The organism is Alteromonas sp. DYW1 (assembly GCF_059752595.1).
The window spans coordinates 961801-978094 of sequence record NZ_CM186038.1; the positions used below are offsets into that span (position 1 = coordinate 961801).

The following is a 16294-nucleotide window of genomic DNA, read 5'->3' on the forward strand; positions in this document are numbered from 1 at the left end:
CAAAACCATGAAAGTTTTACATGTACTGGAATACTCGCCACCGAACATCAGTGGTTATTCTCTGCGCTCACGGGCCATTTTAAAACATCAACGAGAAATCGGCATTGAAACGTGTCAAATGACGAGCCAGCGTTTTCAAGACTTCAAAACCATGGAAGAAGACGTCGAGGGGATGCGATTCTATCGCACGAAACCTACTACGTCAGTGTTTGCCAAAATCCCTTTGGTTGGATATTTAGCCTACATCAACCATCTGGCCAAACGTGTCGAAGAAGTTTTCTTAAAAGAGAAACCGGATGTAATCCAAGCGCATAGCCCCATGTTTAACGCGCTTGCGGCCGCTAAAGTGGGGCGCAAGTACGGTGTTCCAGTAGCCTATGAAGTGCGCGCTTTATGGGAAGATGCAGCGGTTGATACCGGAAAAACCAAGCAGGGGAGTCTGCGCTATAAATTAATCAAAGCCATAGAGCAGCACGCCTTCAATACCGTTGATAAAGTGAGTTGCATTTGCCAAGGTCTAGAGCAGGACTTACGCGCCCGTGGTATCAGTGCGAAAAAACTCTTCGTAACGCCGAACGCAGTAGATATTCAGCAGTTTAAAGTTATTACGCAAGCCGACCCAGAGATACAGCAGCAATACAACCTGTCGAATAAAAAAGTGTTAGCCTTTGTTGGCACCTTCTTCAAGTATGAAGGCTTAGCGATCGCGATCAATGCCATGCCCGCGATTATTCAGCAGCGCCAAGATGTGCATTTGTTGTTAGTCGGCGGCGGCAATGAAGAAGCAAATTTGCGCGCGTTGGCGCATTCATTAAATGTTGAAGATTATGTAACTTTCGTCCCTCGTGTACCATTTGATCAAGTTAGCCGCTATTACAGCGTCGCTGATGCGTTATTGTTCCCACGGGAAAGTATTCGATTGACCGAGCTAGTAACGCCATTAAAGCCCCTCGAGGCTATGGCACAAATGAAGCCGGTTTTTGCGTCCGATATCGGTGGGCATAGAGAGCTTATCGAGCATGGCAAAACTGGGATCCTGTTTAAGCCGGATGCACCGGAAGCTATTGCAGAAGCAGTTTTATCAAATATTGATGAGGTAGAACAGCTCAAGCAAATGGCCGAAAATGGATTGGCATTCGTGACTGATGTTAGAAATTGGCACAATACCGCTAAGCAATATCAAAAAGCTTATCAGGAATTGTTGGATGCGAAATGATTTCAATCTTTTGGCGATAACCAATCTTTATCCGACGCCATGGGACCCAACACGAGCGGCTTTTAACCGCCAACAGTTTGAGATGTTGGATAAATCGGTTAATTTAACCATTGCAGTACTGATCACGTTTCCGGAATGGTTGCGGCACCGCAAGCAAATAGGCGAGAGTGAAAATTTACTGTTTATTCCACATTTTCATATTCCCAGAATAGGCGCTCGTTGGGCGCCTTTCTTCCAATATGTCGCGCTACGCTGGCAGCAGCGAAAACTACTAAGCAAACAACCTGACGCCATTTATGCTGCTTGGTTGTACCCCGACGTGGTTGCCAGTGCAAAGTTCGCTGCTCGTAACGGCTTACCCTGCATAGGTAAGACCCATGGCACCGACGTTAATTATCATCTGCAAAATTCGCAAAAAGTACGCAAAGTCTTGTCGATCCGAGATGCGCTAAAGCATGTGTTTTGCCCTAGTCAAGCAATAGTTGACCGCTTGGTGCAGTTGGGTTTTGCTCCCCAAAAAGTCTCCGTGAATTATAACGGTGTGAATCGAGATGTGTTCTACCCTGCAGCAGATCCACGGACAAAAGATGAGCCATTCAAGCTAATTTTCATTGGTAGTTTAATCCGAACTAAAGGCGTCTTTGAATTGCTTGAAGCTTTCAACCAATTGGCGGATAGAGATTCTTTCCAATTAAGCATCATCGGCAAGGGGCCAGAAGAGTTAGCACTAAAAAGCAAATGCAAAGAGCATGGGATTGAGTCTAACGTAGAGTTTCTGGGGGCTATTCCATTAGAGAAAGTTGCCGAGAAGTTGCGCCAAGCCGATTTGTTAGTACTGCCTAGTTATCGCGAGGGGGTGCCAAATGTCTTGCTTGAGGCTTTAGCATGCAGTGTGCCCGTGGTATCAACCACTGTCGGTGGGATCCCCGAAATAGTGACTCCGGATACCGGGGTGCTTGTAGCTCCTCAATCTACAGTTGCATTGCTTGAGGGGCTAAACCAGGCGCTAGAGAAAGACTGGGATAAGAAAAAGCTGGCCCAGCATGCGCAGAATTTTGATTGGGCTACCAATGCCCAAACTGTAGTCGACAAATTGACCGAATTGAAACCACTATGCTGATTAAAGACGATCTACGCTATAAGCGTGAATTTTGGCAAGAGCAGGGCTTTAACCCGTCACGGATCCGGGTATTGATGAGTGATGGTACGAGTGCCAATGTTTTGTACCGTGTAACGGGTTGGTTCCAACGTTACAAGTTGATCCCTTTTTCATTTCTCTGCCAATGGCTGAACAAAGTCATCAATGGTTGCGTGATTGGCGCAGGAGCAACCTTTGGAAAAGGCTTGATTTTAATGCATCCCGTGGGCATCGTAGTGAACTCTAAAGTGATTGGTGGTGAGCGGGTTATCATTGAAAGCGGTGTAGTCATTGGTGATGAAAAAGGGAAAGCACCCGTGCTCGGCAATGATGTTTTTATTGGCGCAGGTGCAAAAATAGTGGGTGGAGTCCGAGTGGGTAACAATGTGAAAATAGGCGCAAATGCGGTTGTAGTTAAAGATGTTGCCAACGATTCAACCGTTGTAGGTATTCCTGCTCGGCCAATAGGAAAAAGTCAGTGATTGAAATTTTGTTTTGGTTAGCCGTGTTTTTGCTGGCCTACACCTACGTCTTGTATCCATTATTGCTAAAACTATTAGTTGCCGAGAAGTCAATAGGAATGATTGCACCAGAGAGTTGGCCGGCTGTTGATGTTGTGCTTTCTGCCTACAATGAAGAAGCGTGTATTAAAGCTCGGATAGAAAACTTGCTGGCTTCTGATTATCCTGGTGAACTTACCATTCGCGTGGCCTCAGATGGCAGCGCGGATAGCACCCCAGCTATATTAGCCTCGTTTAACGACCATCCCCGCGTTGATGTAAAAATCCACACGATAAATCGAGGCAAAGTGACCGTTCTGAATGAGCTTGTCAACCAGTGCCAAGCGCCGCTTTTAGTTTTTACTGACGCAAACACCGAGTTTACGCCTGATACGATTACCAAGTTGGTGGCGAGTTTCGGTCCGACCATTGGCGCAGTGTGTGGCGAGTTGCACTTGTACAATCCCGAAGGCAACGACAATAGTGACAGCTTGTATTGGCGGTATGAACAGTTTTTGAAAAAGCAAGAGTCAGCAATGGGAGCATTACTGGGCGCAAACGGTGCGGTTTATGCCATTCGTCGCGAGCTCTACCAGTCCTTGCCGAGTTCTACCGTGGTAGACGATTTTTGTATTGTAATGAATGTTAAAAAGCAGGGCTATGATGTCATTTATAATGACCATGCTGTCGCTCATGAAGAGGTCGCACCGTCATTGCAGGATGAGTTTGGGCGCCGGGTTCGCATTGGTTTGGGTAACTATCGCGCTTTTTTTGCTAATTTGTGGGCATTATCGCCACTGCGTCTGAGCTTAGCGTGGAGTTTTCTCTCGCACAAAGTTCTGCGTTGGTTCGCTCCACACTTAATGCTGTTAGCATTCGTTTGCAACGTTTTACTGATAAATAATCCGTTTTACACTTTGATTTTAGCGTTGCAAATAGTCTTTTATGTAATCGCAATCTACGGTTTGATGCGAGAAAAGCGCGGTAAGAAAAATCATGCACTAATCGCAATCGTCACTTTTTTTGTTTCGATGAACTTGGCTCTAGCACAGGGCTTTTTAAGGTTTCTCAGCGGTGGACAATCGGGAGCTTGGAAGACCACAGCTCGCCAGGGGGAGAATAAGTAATGATTTGGGCAATCGCAGTTATTGGTGCGGTAATTTTATTGACCTTGGTGTTGTTTATATTCGCAGTAAAAAAGAAGAATATGGACAGCTGGCTATGGCCGTATATCAAACAAACGCTATTGGGTCAGCAACCCAAAGTTAACGGCACTAAGCATGTACTGTTTTGCTTTGTTGACCATTTTGAGCCGCAGTGGAAAAACGATTCTATTGAGCTAGAGCGCGAGCGCGTCGACCGATGGTACACGCTGTATCCAGAAATGGCGAAACAGCATGTTGATGCCGATGGCTGCCATCCCAAGCACAGTTTCTTCTACCCAGAAGAAGAATATCGCCATGAACACTTAGCCAAGTTATCAGATTTATGCCACCGCGGATTTGGTGAAATTGAGATCCATCTACACCATGACGACGATACTGCAGAGAATTTACACAAAGTGCTCAGCGACTTTGCGGTTACTTTGCACGAACAGCATGGCGCTTTGCCTGTCCATCCAGAAACAGGGCAAATCCAATATGCGTTCATTCATGGTAATTGGGCACTGGATAATTCGTTACCCGGCGGCATTCATTGTGGTGTAGATAATGAGTTGAAGGTGCTCAGAGAGTCGGGCTGCTATGTCGATATGACACTGCCTTGTGCTCCAAGTCCGGCACAAACCAGTAAGATCAACTCAATTTATTATGCTCAAGGAAAAGACGGCGCTTGTAAGTCGCATAACACTGGCGTTGATGTAGAGGTAGGCAAAGCCCCCAGCGGAGACTTAATGTTGATCCAAGGTCCAATTGGATTGAATTTTAAGTGGAAAACGGCGTCGGGCATGCCGCACATCGAGAACGCGGATGTCAGAAAGACAGCACCGCCACTGGACATTCGAGTGAAGCAATGGGTCGAATCAAATATTCATGTAAAAGGCCGACCTGAATGGATCTTCGTAAAAGTGCATACGCACGGTACGCAGGAGCAAGACAAGGAAACGTTATTGGGAGCGCCACGACATCAAATGCATGACTATTTAGAAACGCACTACAACGATGGTAAGAACTATGCGTTGCACTATGTGTCAGCGCGTGAAATGTACAATATCGCTAAAGCAGCAGAAGCGGGTAAGTCCGGTAATCCTAATGATTATCGTGATTTCTTATTGCCTAAACCAGCGTTTCGCGCATTAAGTCAAGCGGTTGAATCCGGTGAATAAAGTAAAACGCCTGATCAGGCGTGTTATTGCAACAACCCACCTGCGCGGTTTTGTGTGGCGATTCTTACCCAATGGTGTTTATGTTTTCAATTATCACCGCATTGGTGATAGTACTGCGACTGACTTTGATCGGGATATCTTTTCTTGCAGCCAAAGTACGTTTGAAAAGCATCTTGAAATTATTCGTAGTCACTTTGAGCTAGTTGATGTAGCCCAGCTTACGCAAATCGTACATGCGCCGCAGGTCAACAAACGCTACGCCCTAATCACCTTTGATGATGGTTACTTGGATAACTATACCTTGGCATATCCCGCGATGAAGCAAGCGGGAGTTAAAGGCGTGTTTTTCCTCCCCACAAGTTTAATTAGCGGTACTGAGATCCCTTGGTGGGATGAGATGGCGTATATCTTACGCAGTAACGTTGGACATTCCGTTACCTTTCCTGGTGAAGATGTGGCAGTGCCAATTAGCCAAGCAACGTTAGACAAAGATATCCGCAGTTTCATTTACCGTGCGAAACGGTTAGAAAACTACACGGCTCAACAAGTACTCGAACATTTGCGCGAGCAGTTCCCGAATGTTGACTCCAAGTCTAAAGCGGCTGAGCAACAACTATTTATGAACTGGAAGCAAGTTAAGCAATTAGCTGATGACGGCATGGAAATTGGGTCGCATACCATTAATCACCATATTCTCTCGCGCCTAACAGAAGATGAACAACGCTATGAAATTGCCGAGTCGAAAGCGATTATTGAAGGTCAACTGAAAAACTCAGTGAAAGTCATTGCCTATCCAGTGGGGCGGCATCACTGTTTTGACGACACTACAAAAGCGATTGTTCAACAAAGCGGTTATGCGTTGGGTTTTAACAATGAGCCACATTTTAACGTAGCTCCAATTGACCCATTTGATATTAATCGCTTCTCGGTCAACGACGATGATTTAGCAAAAGTCGTACTGAATACTATGGGTGCTAGCTAGTTCATTGGGTGTGCTATGAATAAGGCGACGGTGCAACATAAGTTGCTTTGTTCAGTGAGCGAGTTTGCTGATACAGCTGGCGAACTCGAACAATTCTTAGCCCCTTCATCAAGCCCTTGCGCTTTTTTATCGCCTACTTGGTTACTTCGTTGGTGTGAAGTATACCTTCCCTCATCAGCCCAACTTTGGGTTCATGTTTATTATCAGAATGACCGAATTGTGGGGTTTGCTCCCTTTTATTTAGATCAGGTTAACCGAGGAAGTGGATTGATATTGCATATCCTGGGGGAAGGAGAGCCTGAAGAATCCGAAGTTTCTAGCGAATACCCAGATATAATGTTTGATGAAGAATGCAAACAAACATGTATGGTAACGCTGGATAAGAGTATAAGAGAGCTCCCTGGGTTACGAGAACTCGTTTTTAAGCGAGTATTAGCTGAGTCAAATCTGGCTAATTTAATGCGTTCATTAACGCCTCAATGGGCTATTTCTGCAACCCCAATTGGATATCGGTTTGTACTCGATATTCAAAGTGATGAACGTAGTCAAATTCAACAATTCCCAAGCAGCACATTACGTCGTCATGCGCGTCGCTGGCTGGATAAGTTTACCCATATTACCGTGATTGATCACAGCGCATCTGGCACGGTCGATACAGGCTTTGCAAGCTTGGTATCGCTGCACAACAAAAGTTGGCAGTTACGCGGGCATCAAGGCGCGTTTGCTGATGCAAGATTCTTACGGTTTCATCAGCAGCATGTTCAGAGATTGCATGAGTCCAAGCAGCTATGTTTATTGTCAGTCCTAGTTGAAGGAACGCCATGTGCCGTTTTCTATGGTTGGTATTTTCAAGATACTCTTTATTATTACCAAAGTGGCATTGAAAGAACTGAGAGCGGACCTGGCTTTGGGATCTTATTGCACATGCAAGCAATCGCTGCAGCGCGCCAAAAAGGTTGTCTGCGCTATGACATGATGTTGGGGGCGGAGCAAAGCTATAAAGCAGATTATGTAACCGCAGAGAGTGAAATGTTGAATTTCATAGGGGCTAAAGGGCTCCGCAGCTTGCGGCTTCATCTGCGGGCCCTAGTCAACAAATTCAGGCGCAGTTAGAGCCGAAGTTCTACTATTCCTTGTTCATTCGTCACCACGAGGTTGGGCGATGTCTTGACGTCTTCCGGAGGGATAGGTGAAGCGATCCAACTGACTACCGTTTTTTCACTGACAGTTTCTACTCTTTGCTCGTAAGTACTACTCGGTTGTAAGCCCGTCACGGTGATTTTAGTCTGGCCTGTCACTGCAGTGCTAATGACTAAATTATCGATCGCTATGCTTGGTGACCTGTTCCAAACCGATACTAGCGTTTGCTCTGATTCTGCATCCTCAAATCTTATACCTAAAGCGTCACCTTCAATAATGCTGTAATTGGATGCGGTCAAAAGCGAAGCGGCCACCGAGCTAATGGGTGCTGCAGTTTGCTTACACAACGGATGATCAATAAATTCACAAATATCGTCATTATTGAGGTCGGTTTCTACCGAGGCCTTACTGGGTTTATCTTGAATAAAAAAGTAAGAAACAAACTCGCTATCGGCCTGTAATTCGGCTGGTGAGGTTTGTATTTGCCATTTTCTTTGTGATTCCGGCGCATGATACTCAGCAAAATCAGCGTACCGAAGCTTTTGATCAATCACTTCGGTAGCAAGGCTATGTGGGCTGACAATCCCATACTGAACATCCGCATTATCCGTTTCATAACTAAATTCGTGACCATTGTCGGCAATGCGTTGTGGCTCATTTTCGACCATTTGGTTTAATTTAACCCAGCGTAAATATTGCCCTCCGGGTGGCCATGTGAAGTCTTTTTTATAGCGTTGTATGTCTCTAAACTGGGATGGGTCTAGCAACACGCGATCGTAGATAGCAATGAGATTGGGTTTGAAAAATAAGACTTGTCGCGTGACCTGCTCAGCATAGTCCGTGGCGTAATAACCAGACATGTTGTAAGCGGGTGCGGCTTCTGCTGCAATACTGGTTATCTCATCATTATCAAATATTGAATAATAAAAAGGATTGCCACTGGCTCGTCCAGTCGGGCTGGAAGAACCTGCTTCAGCGTTTTCAATCAGCAGCGTATTATGCGCAACGGATGTTTTGGAGACCCCAGAATAGCCACTCAGTTCTTTACTTACCCAACGACCCTTAAATGCGATGTCGATGCTGAGTGCATCTTTTTGCTCATGATCCAGTCGAACTCGGCGATTAATCATGTAAAGGTTGGTTGCTTCATCGCTCCAATCGGTTCTGGCCGCTACTAAACCGACGCCAGGGGCATGAAACAAGGTGGGAATGGTAAACGGTGCCGCCGTTGCGGGAGAGCTCGAATCTTCCTGAGTTATTGGTTGAAACAACACTTGCCAGAGTCCAGGATAAATTGAACGCTCAGGATACCCTTCTACCTGCATAAATCTCTCCCACCATGGGTCTAACCATTTTTCGGTTTGCTCAGGCGTTAATAATCCGCGTAACGCTAACGCGAACTGGTAGCGACTGTCTTGTCCGATCGGCGTGTAATCGCTAACCCGTTCGCCAGAACCATAGCGATAAACATCGGTAAATCCACTCAAGGTCATATGGGTAAGAGCCTGGGCAGCGTATTCTGCGTAATCCAGAGGGAAGGGGATATTCCGCTGTTCATGATTCACTAAAAAAGCCACTACCCAATGCAACTGGGTTTGTGAGCTGTAGTCGTTACCTTCGGCCCATACTCCACCGGCCATAATGTTTTGCATATAGCGCGCTACAACAACTTCGTTAAGCAACTTATCGGCAACTAACAATGTACGCGCGCCGAGTTCTTGGTGCTCGGCAGAACGTTGCAACACCAGCCCCATGAGTAAAAGATTTTCAGCTAATGCAGTTACTTCATCTGAATCACTAGTGCGCAGTCCCTTAAAATCATTGTCGTAATCGGTATATTCGTTCCAATAGTTGGCCCATACGGCAAAATGGGCCTCAAAACGCTCCTTCTGCTCTTCCGTCAAATAGGGTTTTAACCAGCTGTAACCCAAAAAGGCCCAGCGACCACCGGATCGAAAGCCATTACGGTCACGATACGCGGCCCAGCCAAATTGCGGGCGCTGATGGAACACGCGTTCATACATGTTTAACGAGTGAGTAAGGTATTTTTCATCTTCAGTCACGCGATAGGCGAGGGCGGAAGCTACTGAATAGGCCGCGGCAAAATACGGAGGCTTTGAAAAACTAAGATTGACTCGGGAGATAAAATCACGCCAATCAGGAGTGTTTTCGCGATATTTTTCTACTACCAATGCGTTACGTTGCTCAGTCAGCAGGAACGGCTCATCATTGCCAAATGCCTGAGGAAAAATCATGCATGATGAGAGAAGAATGAAAACACATCGGCGTAGTGGTTTTAACATTTGAAGCACCCTAAAAATTTACGTACATCCCTTTGGATATAAGTTTAGCATGCTTTGCAGCCGCGAGGATGAAGCAATTATGACATGTCTCTGTGCGTATATCGGTACATCAGTTGCTTTCGGTAGATGATTTGGTATACCGTACTTCTTAATAATGTTTACCGCGTAAAATCACATAGCTAAATTCAATGAAAAGCCGACTGGTAAACAGCTCCGTATTTCGTATTCTCGAAAAACTTATCACGGTGGTCACCGCATTAGTGTTAACTCCTATCTTAATTGGCTATTTAGGGGCAGAAAACTACGGTTTATGGATACTCCTGTTAGCGACATTGGGATGGTTTAATTTATTTGAATTGGGTTGTCCAACTGCGGTGCAACGTGCTCAAGCAATTGCTATTGAAGGCAATGATATTGAAGCAAGCAATCGGCTGTACTCATCCTCGATTGTACTATTCGGTAGTTTGGGGCTATTGGCTGTGTTTAGTTTGCTCATAGTTGCCTGGTTTCCACAGTTACTCGGAATACGTTCAGCGAATGGGCATACGGCGACTCTCATACTCGTCGCATTGGCTTTGAAGGTGTTTGTTGATTTTGTAGCCAATGCGGTACATGGGATATACAGCGGTCACTTGCGTTTTGATATCGACGCCAAAATTAATACTGTATTTTCGTTAGCCAAGTCAGTCGCAATGATAGTATCAGCAATGAAATTAGGTATCTGGGGATTGGTGTGGGTAACCTTGTTATTTGATATCGCAAACCAATTAGTCAAGTTTCGAATTGCAAAGCGGATCCACCCATCATTAGCGTTTTCTACTTCCGATGTTAGTACCTCTGGCATAATGCAACTGGTTAAATTTTCTGGTTTTGTATTCGTTTATGATCTTGCGAAAATCATCAATACTAAGTCATCACCATTGCTTGTTAGTCACTTGTTCAGCCTAAATGCGGTCGCTATTTTTACCGTAGCAGATCGATTAGCGCGTCAAATTGAAAGCGCAATTCACTCACTACTTGGAGTATTTCAACCTTACTTTGTTCGTCAGTCGGCAAATGATGTGGATATGCGCGGTAAAACACTGGCAGTGATCGACTTATTTTGTTTTTTTTCTGCCATTCTTTATGTTCCATTGATGCTGTTAAGCCCAAGCTTTATTGATTTGTGGTTGGGAGAGGGCTTTACCCAATCAGGCCTAATTCTGCAAATTCTTTGTTTTGCATTTATCGCTAAAGTTGTGTCGATACCCGTGATGGATGTGTTAATTGCAAAGTCATTACACCACCGCGGAAGTCAGGTGGTTTTCGTCGGTGCGCTGGTTAATATAGGCTTAGCTATTGCACTAGGCCACGAATTCGGTTTGGTGGGTGTCGCGGCTGCATTCGTATGCGCTCAATTGTTGTTTGAAGGTGTCTTCTTTGGTTTTTTAAGCTCTGTAATAGCCCCTGATTTGCCCAAGCACATACTATTAAAAATGCTGAAACTAATAGCCTTTTTCGTGGCGTGTTATACCATGAACACAATATTTAACTTGCTATCTGATAGTTACAATTGGGGAGAATTCCTCATTGCAGCTATGGGGTGTTTTAGCATCGTTTGTGTCGTCAGTTGGTTTGGTTTTTTATCACCTCAATTACGGGTTCAGTTATGGTCTCAATTAAACCGACTGTTAATGCGGTAGACGTATTGTAATAAGGGAATTATGAGTAAACGTATTCTTCTAATCACTGCTGAATATCCGCCATGCGGTGGCGGCGGCGTTGGTCGACCTTATGCGGTTAGCCGTGCGCTTGCTGAACGAGGTCACGAGGTTACCGTTTTGACTGCGGCTGAGAATATGTATTGGGTGCGCAATGAGTCGTTAGATCCAAACCCGCCATCGATTGCTATTGAGCGGGTGAAGGCTCCAGATCTTAAACCCTGGTTTATCCGCCTGAAGAAATACTTGCCCAAATTAGCCCCAGCCGATCATTTCTTTTTATGGCAACGCCTGGCATACCGCAAAGCCAAGAAAATGCACAAGGCTGAGCCATTTGACTTGGTTATTAGTACTTATCCATTTACATCCAACCATGCAGTCGCTTATCGCCTTGCGCGTGGGTTTAAGCTAGCGTGGATTGCCGATTATCGTGATCCTCCGTGGTGGATGTATACCAGTAGTCGCCCCATGCAACCCGAATTTTTCAGTTTTGCCCAATATGCCACCATGAACGTGACAACCACCCAGCGCGCTAAATATTTACTGTGTGAGAAACTCTCGCTACCGGAAAATAAAGTGACGGTACTACTCAACGGGTGTGACGATTATGCAGCTACCCTTGAGGCTGAGAACGATAGGCAGAGCGAAGGCTTTACTTTCCTGCATACAGGCTCGTTTTACCCCGAAGGCCGCGATGTCGACGGTTTTATCAAGGCCGCTTCTCGCGTCTCAACTTCACTGAGACTGCGTTTTATTGGTGATCCGCCATATCCCTCTACGCAAGCCTTATTAACGCAGCTGCCGCAGCATATCAGCGTTGAATTTGAAGGTTATAAACCGTCAAAAGAAGTATTGGGGGTTGCGGCTAAGCAGAATGCCCTGGTGGTTATCCAAGGGGATTTATTTGAAAATCAAATTCCGGGTAAAATCTTCGAGTGCTTAGCGTTGCAAAAACCTGTTTTGTTGATTACCAACAAGGGAAGTGCAACCTACGACCTAGTTAAGGATGAACCCAATGTTATTTGGGCTGAATACGATAACATTGACAGTATCCAGTCAGCGATCGAGAAAACGTTGCAACACTCAGTCGTGGGCGTAGATAGATTTCGCTATACTAGAAAGAACTTAGTCGATGGTTTTGCCCAACTTGTCGATGAAATAGACACTTAGGAGTATTTTTTGTCTGACGTAATTTCTCCCACTCCGGTTAGCGGGATTAAGCAACCCGTGAGTGTCAATTCGCCTGCCCAGCGTGAAAATGACTCCGGCGTGGCGTATTTCTTTCTATTCTTGTATACCGCTTTTGTATTTATCCGGCCGCAAGAAATTTTTGCCGCTTTTAGTGCTTTCCCGATTATTCTAATCTGTGCAATCTCTTGCTTTCTCGCGGTTATGTTGAGTCAACGCCCGTTACGATGGGGCCCGCAGCAGGCATTTTTATTATTGCTTTTACCAGTGATCGTGATTTCAGGGTTTCTCAATGGGTGGGGAACCGGCGGTATTTTTGAAGCCCAGTCCATGTTGATCGCGTCGAATATTCCGCTCTTTTTGTACGCGACGGTAGTCAGTAACGTGTCGCGCCAAACGAAACTGATGGCATTATCTATCCTTGCCTCTATTTTAATGGTGCACAACGGGCACGTCCAAGCTGTTGATAATATTGGTTGGTCGGGCACCTCAGCCATTCGTATTCAAGATGAAATTCGCATTCGCTACTTGGGTTTTTTTGGTGACCCGAATGATTTAGGTATGCTCATTGTAATGAACTTACCATTTATCGCGTATTTCTTTCATCGTGGTAAATTTATCACTAAGTTACTGTGCTTAGCGATTCTTGCTTTTTTCGGTTACGGCATCTATCTGACTGGTTCTAGAGGAACCATTTTAGGTGCAGCAGCGCTTGTTGGACTCTACTTTTTGTTTAGCCGTGGCGGCACGAAACTGATCATCTTGGGTGTGGTTTCCGGTCCTATGTTGGCGACAATAATGTCTAAATTTGGTGGTTTAAGCTCTAGCGAATCTTCTGCCAGTAGCCGCCTGGAAGCCTGGTATGACGGCATACATTATTTATTGGGTAATCCGATTTGGGGTATTGGTAAAGACAACTTCATTGATTGGCATGGCAGAACAGCGCACAACTCTTACATTTTGGTAGCATCCGAACTTGGAATCATTGGTTATACCTTATGGGGCGGTGCGTTGATGATGACCGTATTGGCTGGTTTTAAAATCTTTAAATTGGATAAGTCGCAGTTTATCGGTCACCCCAAGCAGCAGCAGATCCTTGAAGAAATAAAGATCAATACTGCGCTCTTTTATTCTATGTTGGGATTTATGGTTACGGCTTTCTTCCTCAGTCGCTCGTTTGTTTTGCTGATGTATATTTTCTTGGGAATGGCTATTGCGTCTATTTTCCGCATGATCAAGCTGGTGCCGGAGCTCAAAGACTTAATGTCAGTGCGTCAAGCAGTGCTGTGTGGCGGGTATTCTTGGGTCCTCGTGATTATGGTTTATATTACCTTGCAGGTAGCGCTGTAGCATGAAGATAATACATGTTGTCAGCAGTTTGCAGGTAGGAGGCGCTGAGCGTTTTGTGATCGACCTCGCTGTGCAACAGGCAGAGCAGCATGACGTGCATATTCTGTCTATGAGCGCTGCGGGTGAACCGCTGGAAGCGGAGTGCCAAGCAGTTGGTATCACTGTTCATTGTATTCCCAATTCAGGAATACTTAGCCAGCTCAGCCAGTTGAAGCAAACACTTAAAGATTTCAATGTTGTGCATGTGCACAGCAGTTATTCTTTACCACGTATTTTGCTGGCCTCTCGGTTAGTCAAAGGCAATAGTAAGCTCATTTATACCCGGCACAATGAACGTGTGCATCAAAGTACCAAGTGGGTACTCATCTATCGGTTTGCGAGCCGTTGGATCGCGAGAATTGTGTTTGTTGCCGAAAAAGCCAGAAGTAATTTTACTCTGCGTTATCCGCAGTTAATTAACAAATGCGAGGTGGTGCTTAACGGTGTGTTACCGATTGATGCCGATAAACCGAACACAGAAAAGCTGCATGTTGGTCATGTTGGACGATTTGTCCCGCTGAAGTCACAGCATTTGCTGGTTACAGCCGCAGCGTGTTTGCCCGCAGACTTGCAAGCTAAACTGTGTTTGCATTTTTATGGTACGGGGCCTGAGATGGAGAAGGTTAAAGGCCTTGCCAAGCAACACAAGGCGACTCTGGAGTCTCATTTTCACGGGCATGAATCTGATCGGCAAAAAATCTATAGCTCATTCAATGTGTTGGCCGTAACCTCTGAAACAGAAGGGTTGTCATTGGCGATACTTGAAGCAATGGCCAGTAGAATGCCAATTATCGCCAGCAACGTTGGGGGCAACCCAGAATTGGTGTCACATGAAGAGAATGGCTACTTATATCCCTACGGCGATATCGAGGCATTATCCGAGTGTTTAAAAGCCTTGGTGAATGAACCCGCCAAACGTGATGCGTTTGGCGAGCATAGCTATCGTAAATACTTACAGCAGTTTTCCATGCGCAGTTGCGCCGAGCACTACCTTAAACTGTACCAGACATCCTAATTTTAATAATAAAATTAGGAGGCTTTAAGGCCATACTCTGACAAAATTAACTGTGTAGCATTTTCTAATGGGATAGGTTCAGCATTTACCACATTATCTCGGTTGAGTTTATACGCCCAAAAGACGCCGTGAGGGTGATGCATGCCACTTTTGATATTATCAGCGAGATAAAATACGTCACCGAACGATACGGTTTTGTCACCCAGAGTGAGTGGTGAGTCCATATCGATTTCAGTCGAGACAGTACAGCCACCGAACACGTCTACGCCCTCCAAGCGCAGCGAGAACAATTTATTTCCGTTAAATTGCAACGAGCCCAGTTTTTCAAAGTTGGCCTTGGCGCTCTCTGCCGAGTCACAATACAAATGAAATTGATGTGACATTACTGGGCCAACTTTTAACACCCCCTCTAACCCAAACCATTCTGGTAGTTTGTTCATGTCATGTGGGCGATAGAAGCGGCGTCCACCATCTTCATCTTTGATAGTGTAAGGTTGTTGGCTCAACGCGGAGGACAAGATCACTGTGGTGTTTTGATCCGCTAAATCAAGTACTTTACCGATTAACTTGTCGTGATTTTTATACGCATAAAGAATGGCATCACCATATTTGTCGATATCTGCTTGTGAGGGTTTTAATGGAAAGCGGTCAGGCTCCATATAACGCCAAAACTTGTGCTGGAAGTGGGCAGTACTGTTGGAGAAAAATGTCGCAAACGCGGGCTGTTTTTTCTTATATACGTATTTAAACACATCAAATTGCAACCAATCGAGCAACGTCGCTTTTTTCCAGCGGTCATCGCTACGCGCAAGTTGCCGCCAGACAGTGGTCATCAGGCGTTTGATGGTGCTTAAGCTCAGTCCGTGCTGCAGCATAAAAAACAAAAACTTAACGTACTCACCCTTAGTGAGTTTGAAGTTTTCATTGGTATGTTCTTGGACATTGGCGCGGACGAAATTATAAAACTGTTGCAGTTCCGGCGGGTTAGCCGTTACATCGTTGCTCCACGGATCAGGTAATGCGGTAATCTTGTCGTCATTTGCCTGGTATTTTGAATTCATGCTTCCGCACAGCCAACTGCTTTTACCTGCACGTGCAAGAATGTCCCAAATCGAGTCGTGCTCGAGGTTTTGTGCTTGACCGAGACGAAAAACTTTATGCTTCTCAAAAGGTAAACCTGTGTGCAAGGTAACCCATTGGATCCATGGCTCTAAATATTCAACATCGCATTGTGCGTCGGTGGTATAGACGTTGGCGTGATTGTACAGCTTGCTAAAATTGGGCAACTCCCCCTGGGCCATAAACTTTTCTAACAGGGGAGGACATAATTCATTAAATTCAAGTAAGATTACTTTGTTATTATCGTCCATAAAGCTGAGCCTCCAAAAACAGGAAAAAGT

13 protein-coding genes are annotated in these 16294 nt (G+C 45.3%); 11 read left to right on the top strand and 2 right to left on the bottom strand.

Going from position 1 to position 16294, the window contains the following annotated elements:
* The first annotated feature begins 7 nt into the window (after window positions 1–7).
* From AC121Z_RS04275 to AC121Z_RS04305, 7 genes are read left to right on the top strand one after another with little or no spacing between them, the layout of a single operon-like run.
* Window positions 8–1216, top strand: coding sequence for a TIGR04063 family PEP-CTERM/XrtA system glycosyltransferase (locus AC121Z_RS04275; protein ID WP_498126957.1), 1209 nt, complete (start codon window positions 8–10; stop codon window positions 1214–1216).
* A complete protein-coding gene (locus AC121Z_RS04280) occupies window positions 1206–2336 on the top strand; it encodes a glycosyltransferase (protein ID WP_498126959.1) in 1131 nt (376 codons plus the stop codon). Before AC121Z_RS04275 ends, AC121Z_RS04280 begins: the two co-directional genes overlap by 11 nt.
* Window positions 2330–2836: a serine O-acetyltransferase gene (locus AC121Z_RS04285; protein WP_498126961.1), complete on the top strand. Its 507-nt coding sequence runs from the start codon at window positions 2330–2332 to the stop codon at window positions 2834–2836. The genes AC121Z_RS04280 and AC121Z_RS04285 overlap by 7 nt, the downstream gene beginning before the upstream one ends.
* Complete coding sequence (locus AC121Z_RS04290) at window positions 2833–3981, top strand: glycosyltransferase family 2 protein (RefSeq protein WP_498126963.1); 1149 nt, start codon at window positions 2833–2835, stop codon at window positions 3979–3981. Before AC121Z_RS04285 ends, AC121Z_RS04290 begins: the two co-directional genes overlap by 4 nt.
* Complete coding sequence (locus AC121Z_RS04295; RefSeq protein ID WP_498126965.1) at window positions 3981–5177, top strand: hypothetical protein; 1197 nt, start codon at window positions 3981–3983, stop codon at window positions 5175–5177. Before AC121Z_RS04290 ends, AC121Z_RS04295 begins: the two co-directional genes overlap by 1 nt.
* Window positions 5170–6159: a polysaccharide deacetylase family protein gene (locus AC121Z_RS04300; RefSeq protein WP_498126967.1), complete on the top strand. Its 990-nt coding sequence runs from the start codon at window positions 5170–5172 to the stop codon at window positions 6157–6159. The genes AC121Z_RS04295 and AC121Z_RS04300 overlap by 8 nt, the downstream gene beginning before the upstream one ends.
* A gap of 15 nt (window positions 6160–6174) precedes the next feature.
* Complete coding sequence (locus AC121Z_RS04305; RefSeq protein WP_498126968.1) at window positions 6175–7272, top strand: GNAT family N-acetyltransferase; 1098 nt, start codon at window positions 6175–6177, stop codon at window positions 7270–7272.
* On the opposite strand, the gene AC121Z_RS04310 is transcribed toward AC121Z_RS04305, so the two are convergent.
* Window positions 7269–9602: a hypothetical protein gene (locus AC121Z_RS04310; RefSeq protein WP_498126970.1), complete on the bottom strand. Its 2334-nt coding sequence runs from the start codon at window positions 9600–9602 to the stop codon at window positions 7269–7271. The genes AC121Z_RS04305 and AC121Z_RS04310 overlap by 4 nt on opposite strands.
* A 188-nt stretch (window positions 9603–9790) precedes the next feature.
* On the opposite strand from AC121Z_RS04310, the gene AC121Z_RS04315 reads away from it, so the two are divergent.
* The 4 genes from AC121Z_RS04315 to AC121Z_RS04330 are packed head-to-tail and all read left to right on the top strand — an operon-like array spanning window position 9791 to window position 14894.
* Entirely contained in the window at window positions 9791–11284 is a 1494-nt protein-coding gene (locus AC121Z_RS04315) for a lipopolysaccharide biosynthesis protein (protein ID WP_498126971.1), read from the top strand.
* A 21-nt stretch (window positions 11285–11305) separates the two neighbouring features.
* A complete protein-coding gene (locus AC121Z_RS04320; RefSeq protein WP_498126973.1) occupies window positions 11306–12472 on the top strand; it encodes a glycosyltransferase in 1167 nt (388 codons plus the stop codon).
* A gap of 9 nt (window positions 12473–12481) precedes the next feature.
* A complete protein-coding gene (locus AC121Z_RS04325; RefSeq protein ID WP_498126975.1) occupies window positions 12482–13840 on the top strand; it encodes an O-antigen ligase family protein in 1359 nt (452 codons plus the stop codon).
* A gap of 1 nt (window position 13841) precedes the next feature.
* Window positions 13842–14894, top strand: a complete 1053-nt coding sequence (locus AC121Z_RS04330; RefSeq protein WP_498126977.1) for a glycosyltransferase family 4 protein — start codon at window positions 13842–13844, stop codon at window positions 14892–14894.
* Between the two features lie 14 nt (window positions 14895–14908).
* Here the strand turns inward: AC121Z_RS04330 and AC121Z_RS04335 are convergent, their stop codons facing one another.
* On the bottom strand, window positions 14909–16264 hold the full coding sequence (locus AC121Z_RS04335; protein WP_498126979.1) for an alkaline phosphatase family protein: 1356 nt from the start codon (window positions 16262–16264) through the stop codon (window positions 14909–14911).
* Window positions 16265–16294 lie beyond the last annotated feature (30 nt).

Coding starts and splice junctions, on each gene's coding strand:
- AC121Z_RS04275 (WP_498126957.1), top strand. CDS start 8: ATGAAAGTTTTACATGTACTGGAATACTCGCCACCGAACATCAGTGGT.
- AC121Z_RS04280 (WP_498126959.1), top strand. CDS start 1,206: ATGCGAAATGATTTCAATCTTTTGGCGATAACCAATCTTTATCCGACG.
- AC121Z_RS04285 (WP_498126961.1), top strand. CDS start 2,330: ATGCTGATTAAAGACGATCTACGCTATAAGCGTGAATTTTGGCAAGAG.
- AC121Z_RS04295 (WP_498126965.1), top strand. CDS start 3,981: ATGATTTGGGCAATCGCAGTTATTGGTGCGGTAATTTTATTGACCTTG.
- AC121Z_RS04305 (WP_498126968.1), top strand. CDS start 6,175: ATGAATAAGGCGACGGTGCAACATAAGTTGCTTTGTTCAGTGAGCGAG.
- AC121Z_RS04310 (WP_498126970.1), bottom strand. CDS start 9,602: ATGTTAAAACCACTACGCCGATGTGTTTTCATTCTTCTCTCATCATGC.
- AC121Z_RS04315 (WP_498126971.1), top strand. CDS start 9,791: ATGAAAAGCCGACTGGTAAACAGCTCCGTATTTCGTATTCTCGAAAAA.
- AC121Z_RS04320 (WP_498126973.1), top strand. CDS start 11,306: ATGAGTAAACGTATTCTTCTAATCACTGCTGAATATCCGCCATGCGGT.
- AC121Z_RS04330 (WP_498126977.1), top strand. CDS start 13,842: ATGAAGATAATACATGTTGTCAGCAGTTTGCAGGTAGGAGGCGCTGAG.
- AC121Z_RS04335 (WP_498126979.1), bottom strand. CDS start 16,264: ATGGACGATAATAACAAAGTAATCTTACTTGAATTTAATGAATTATGT.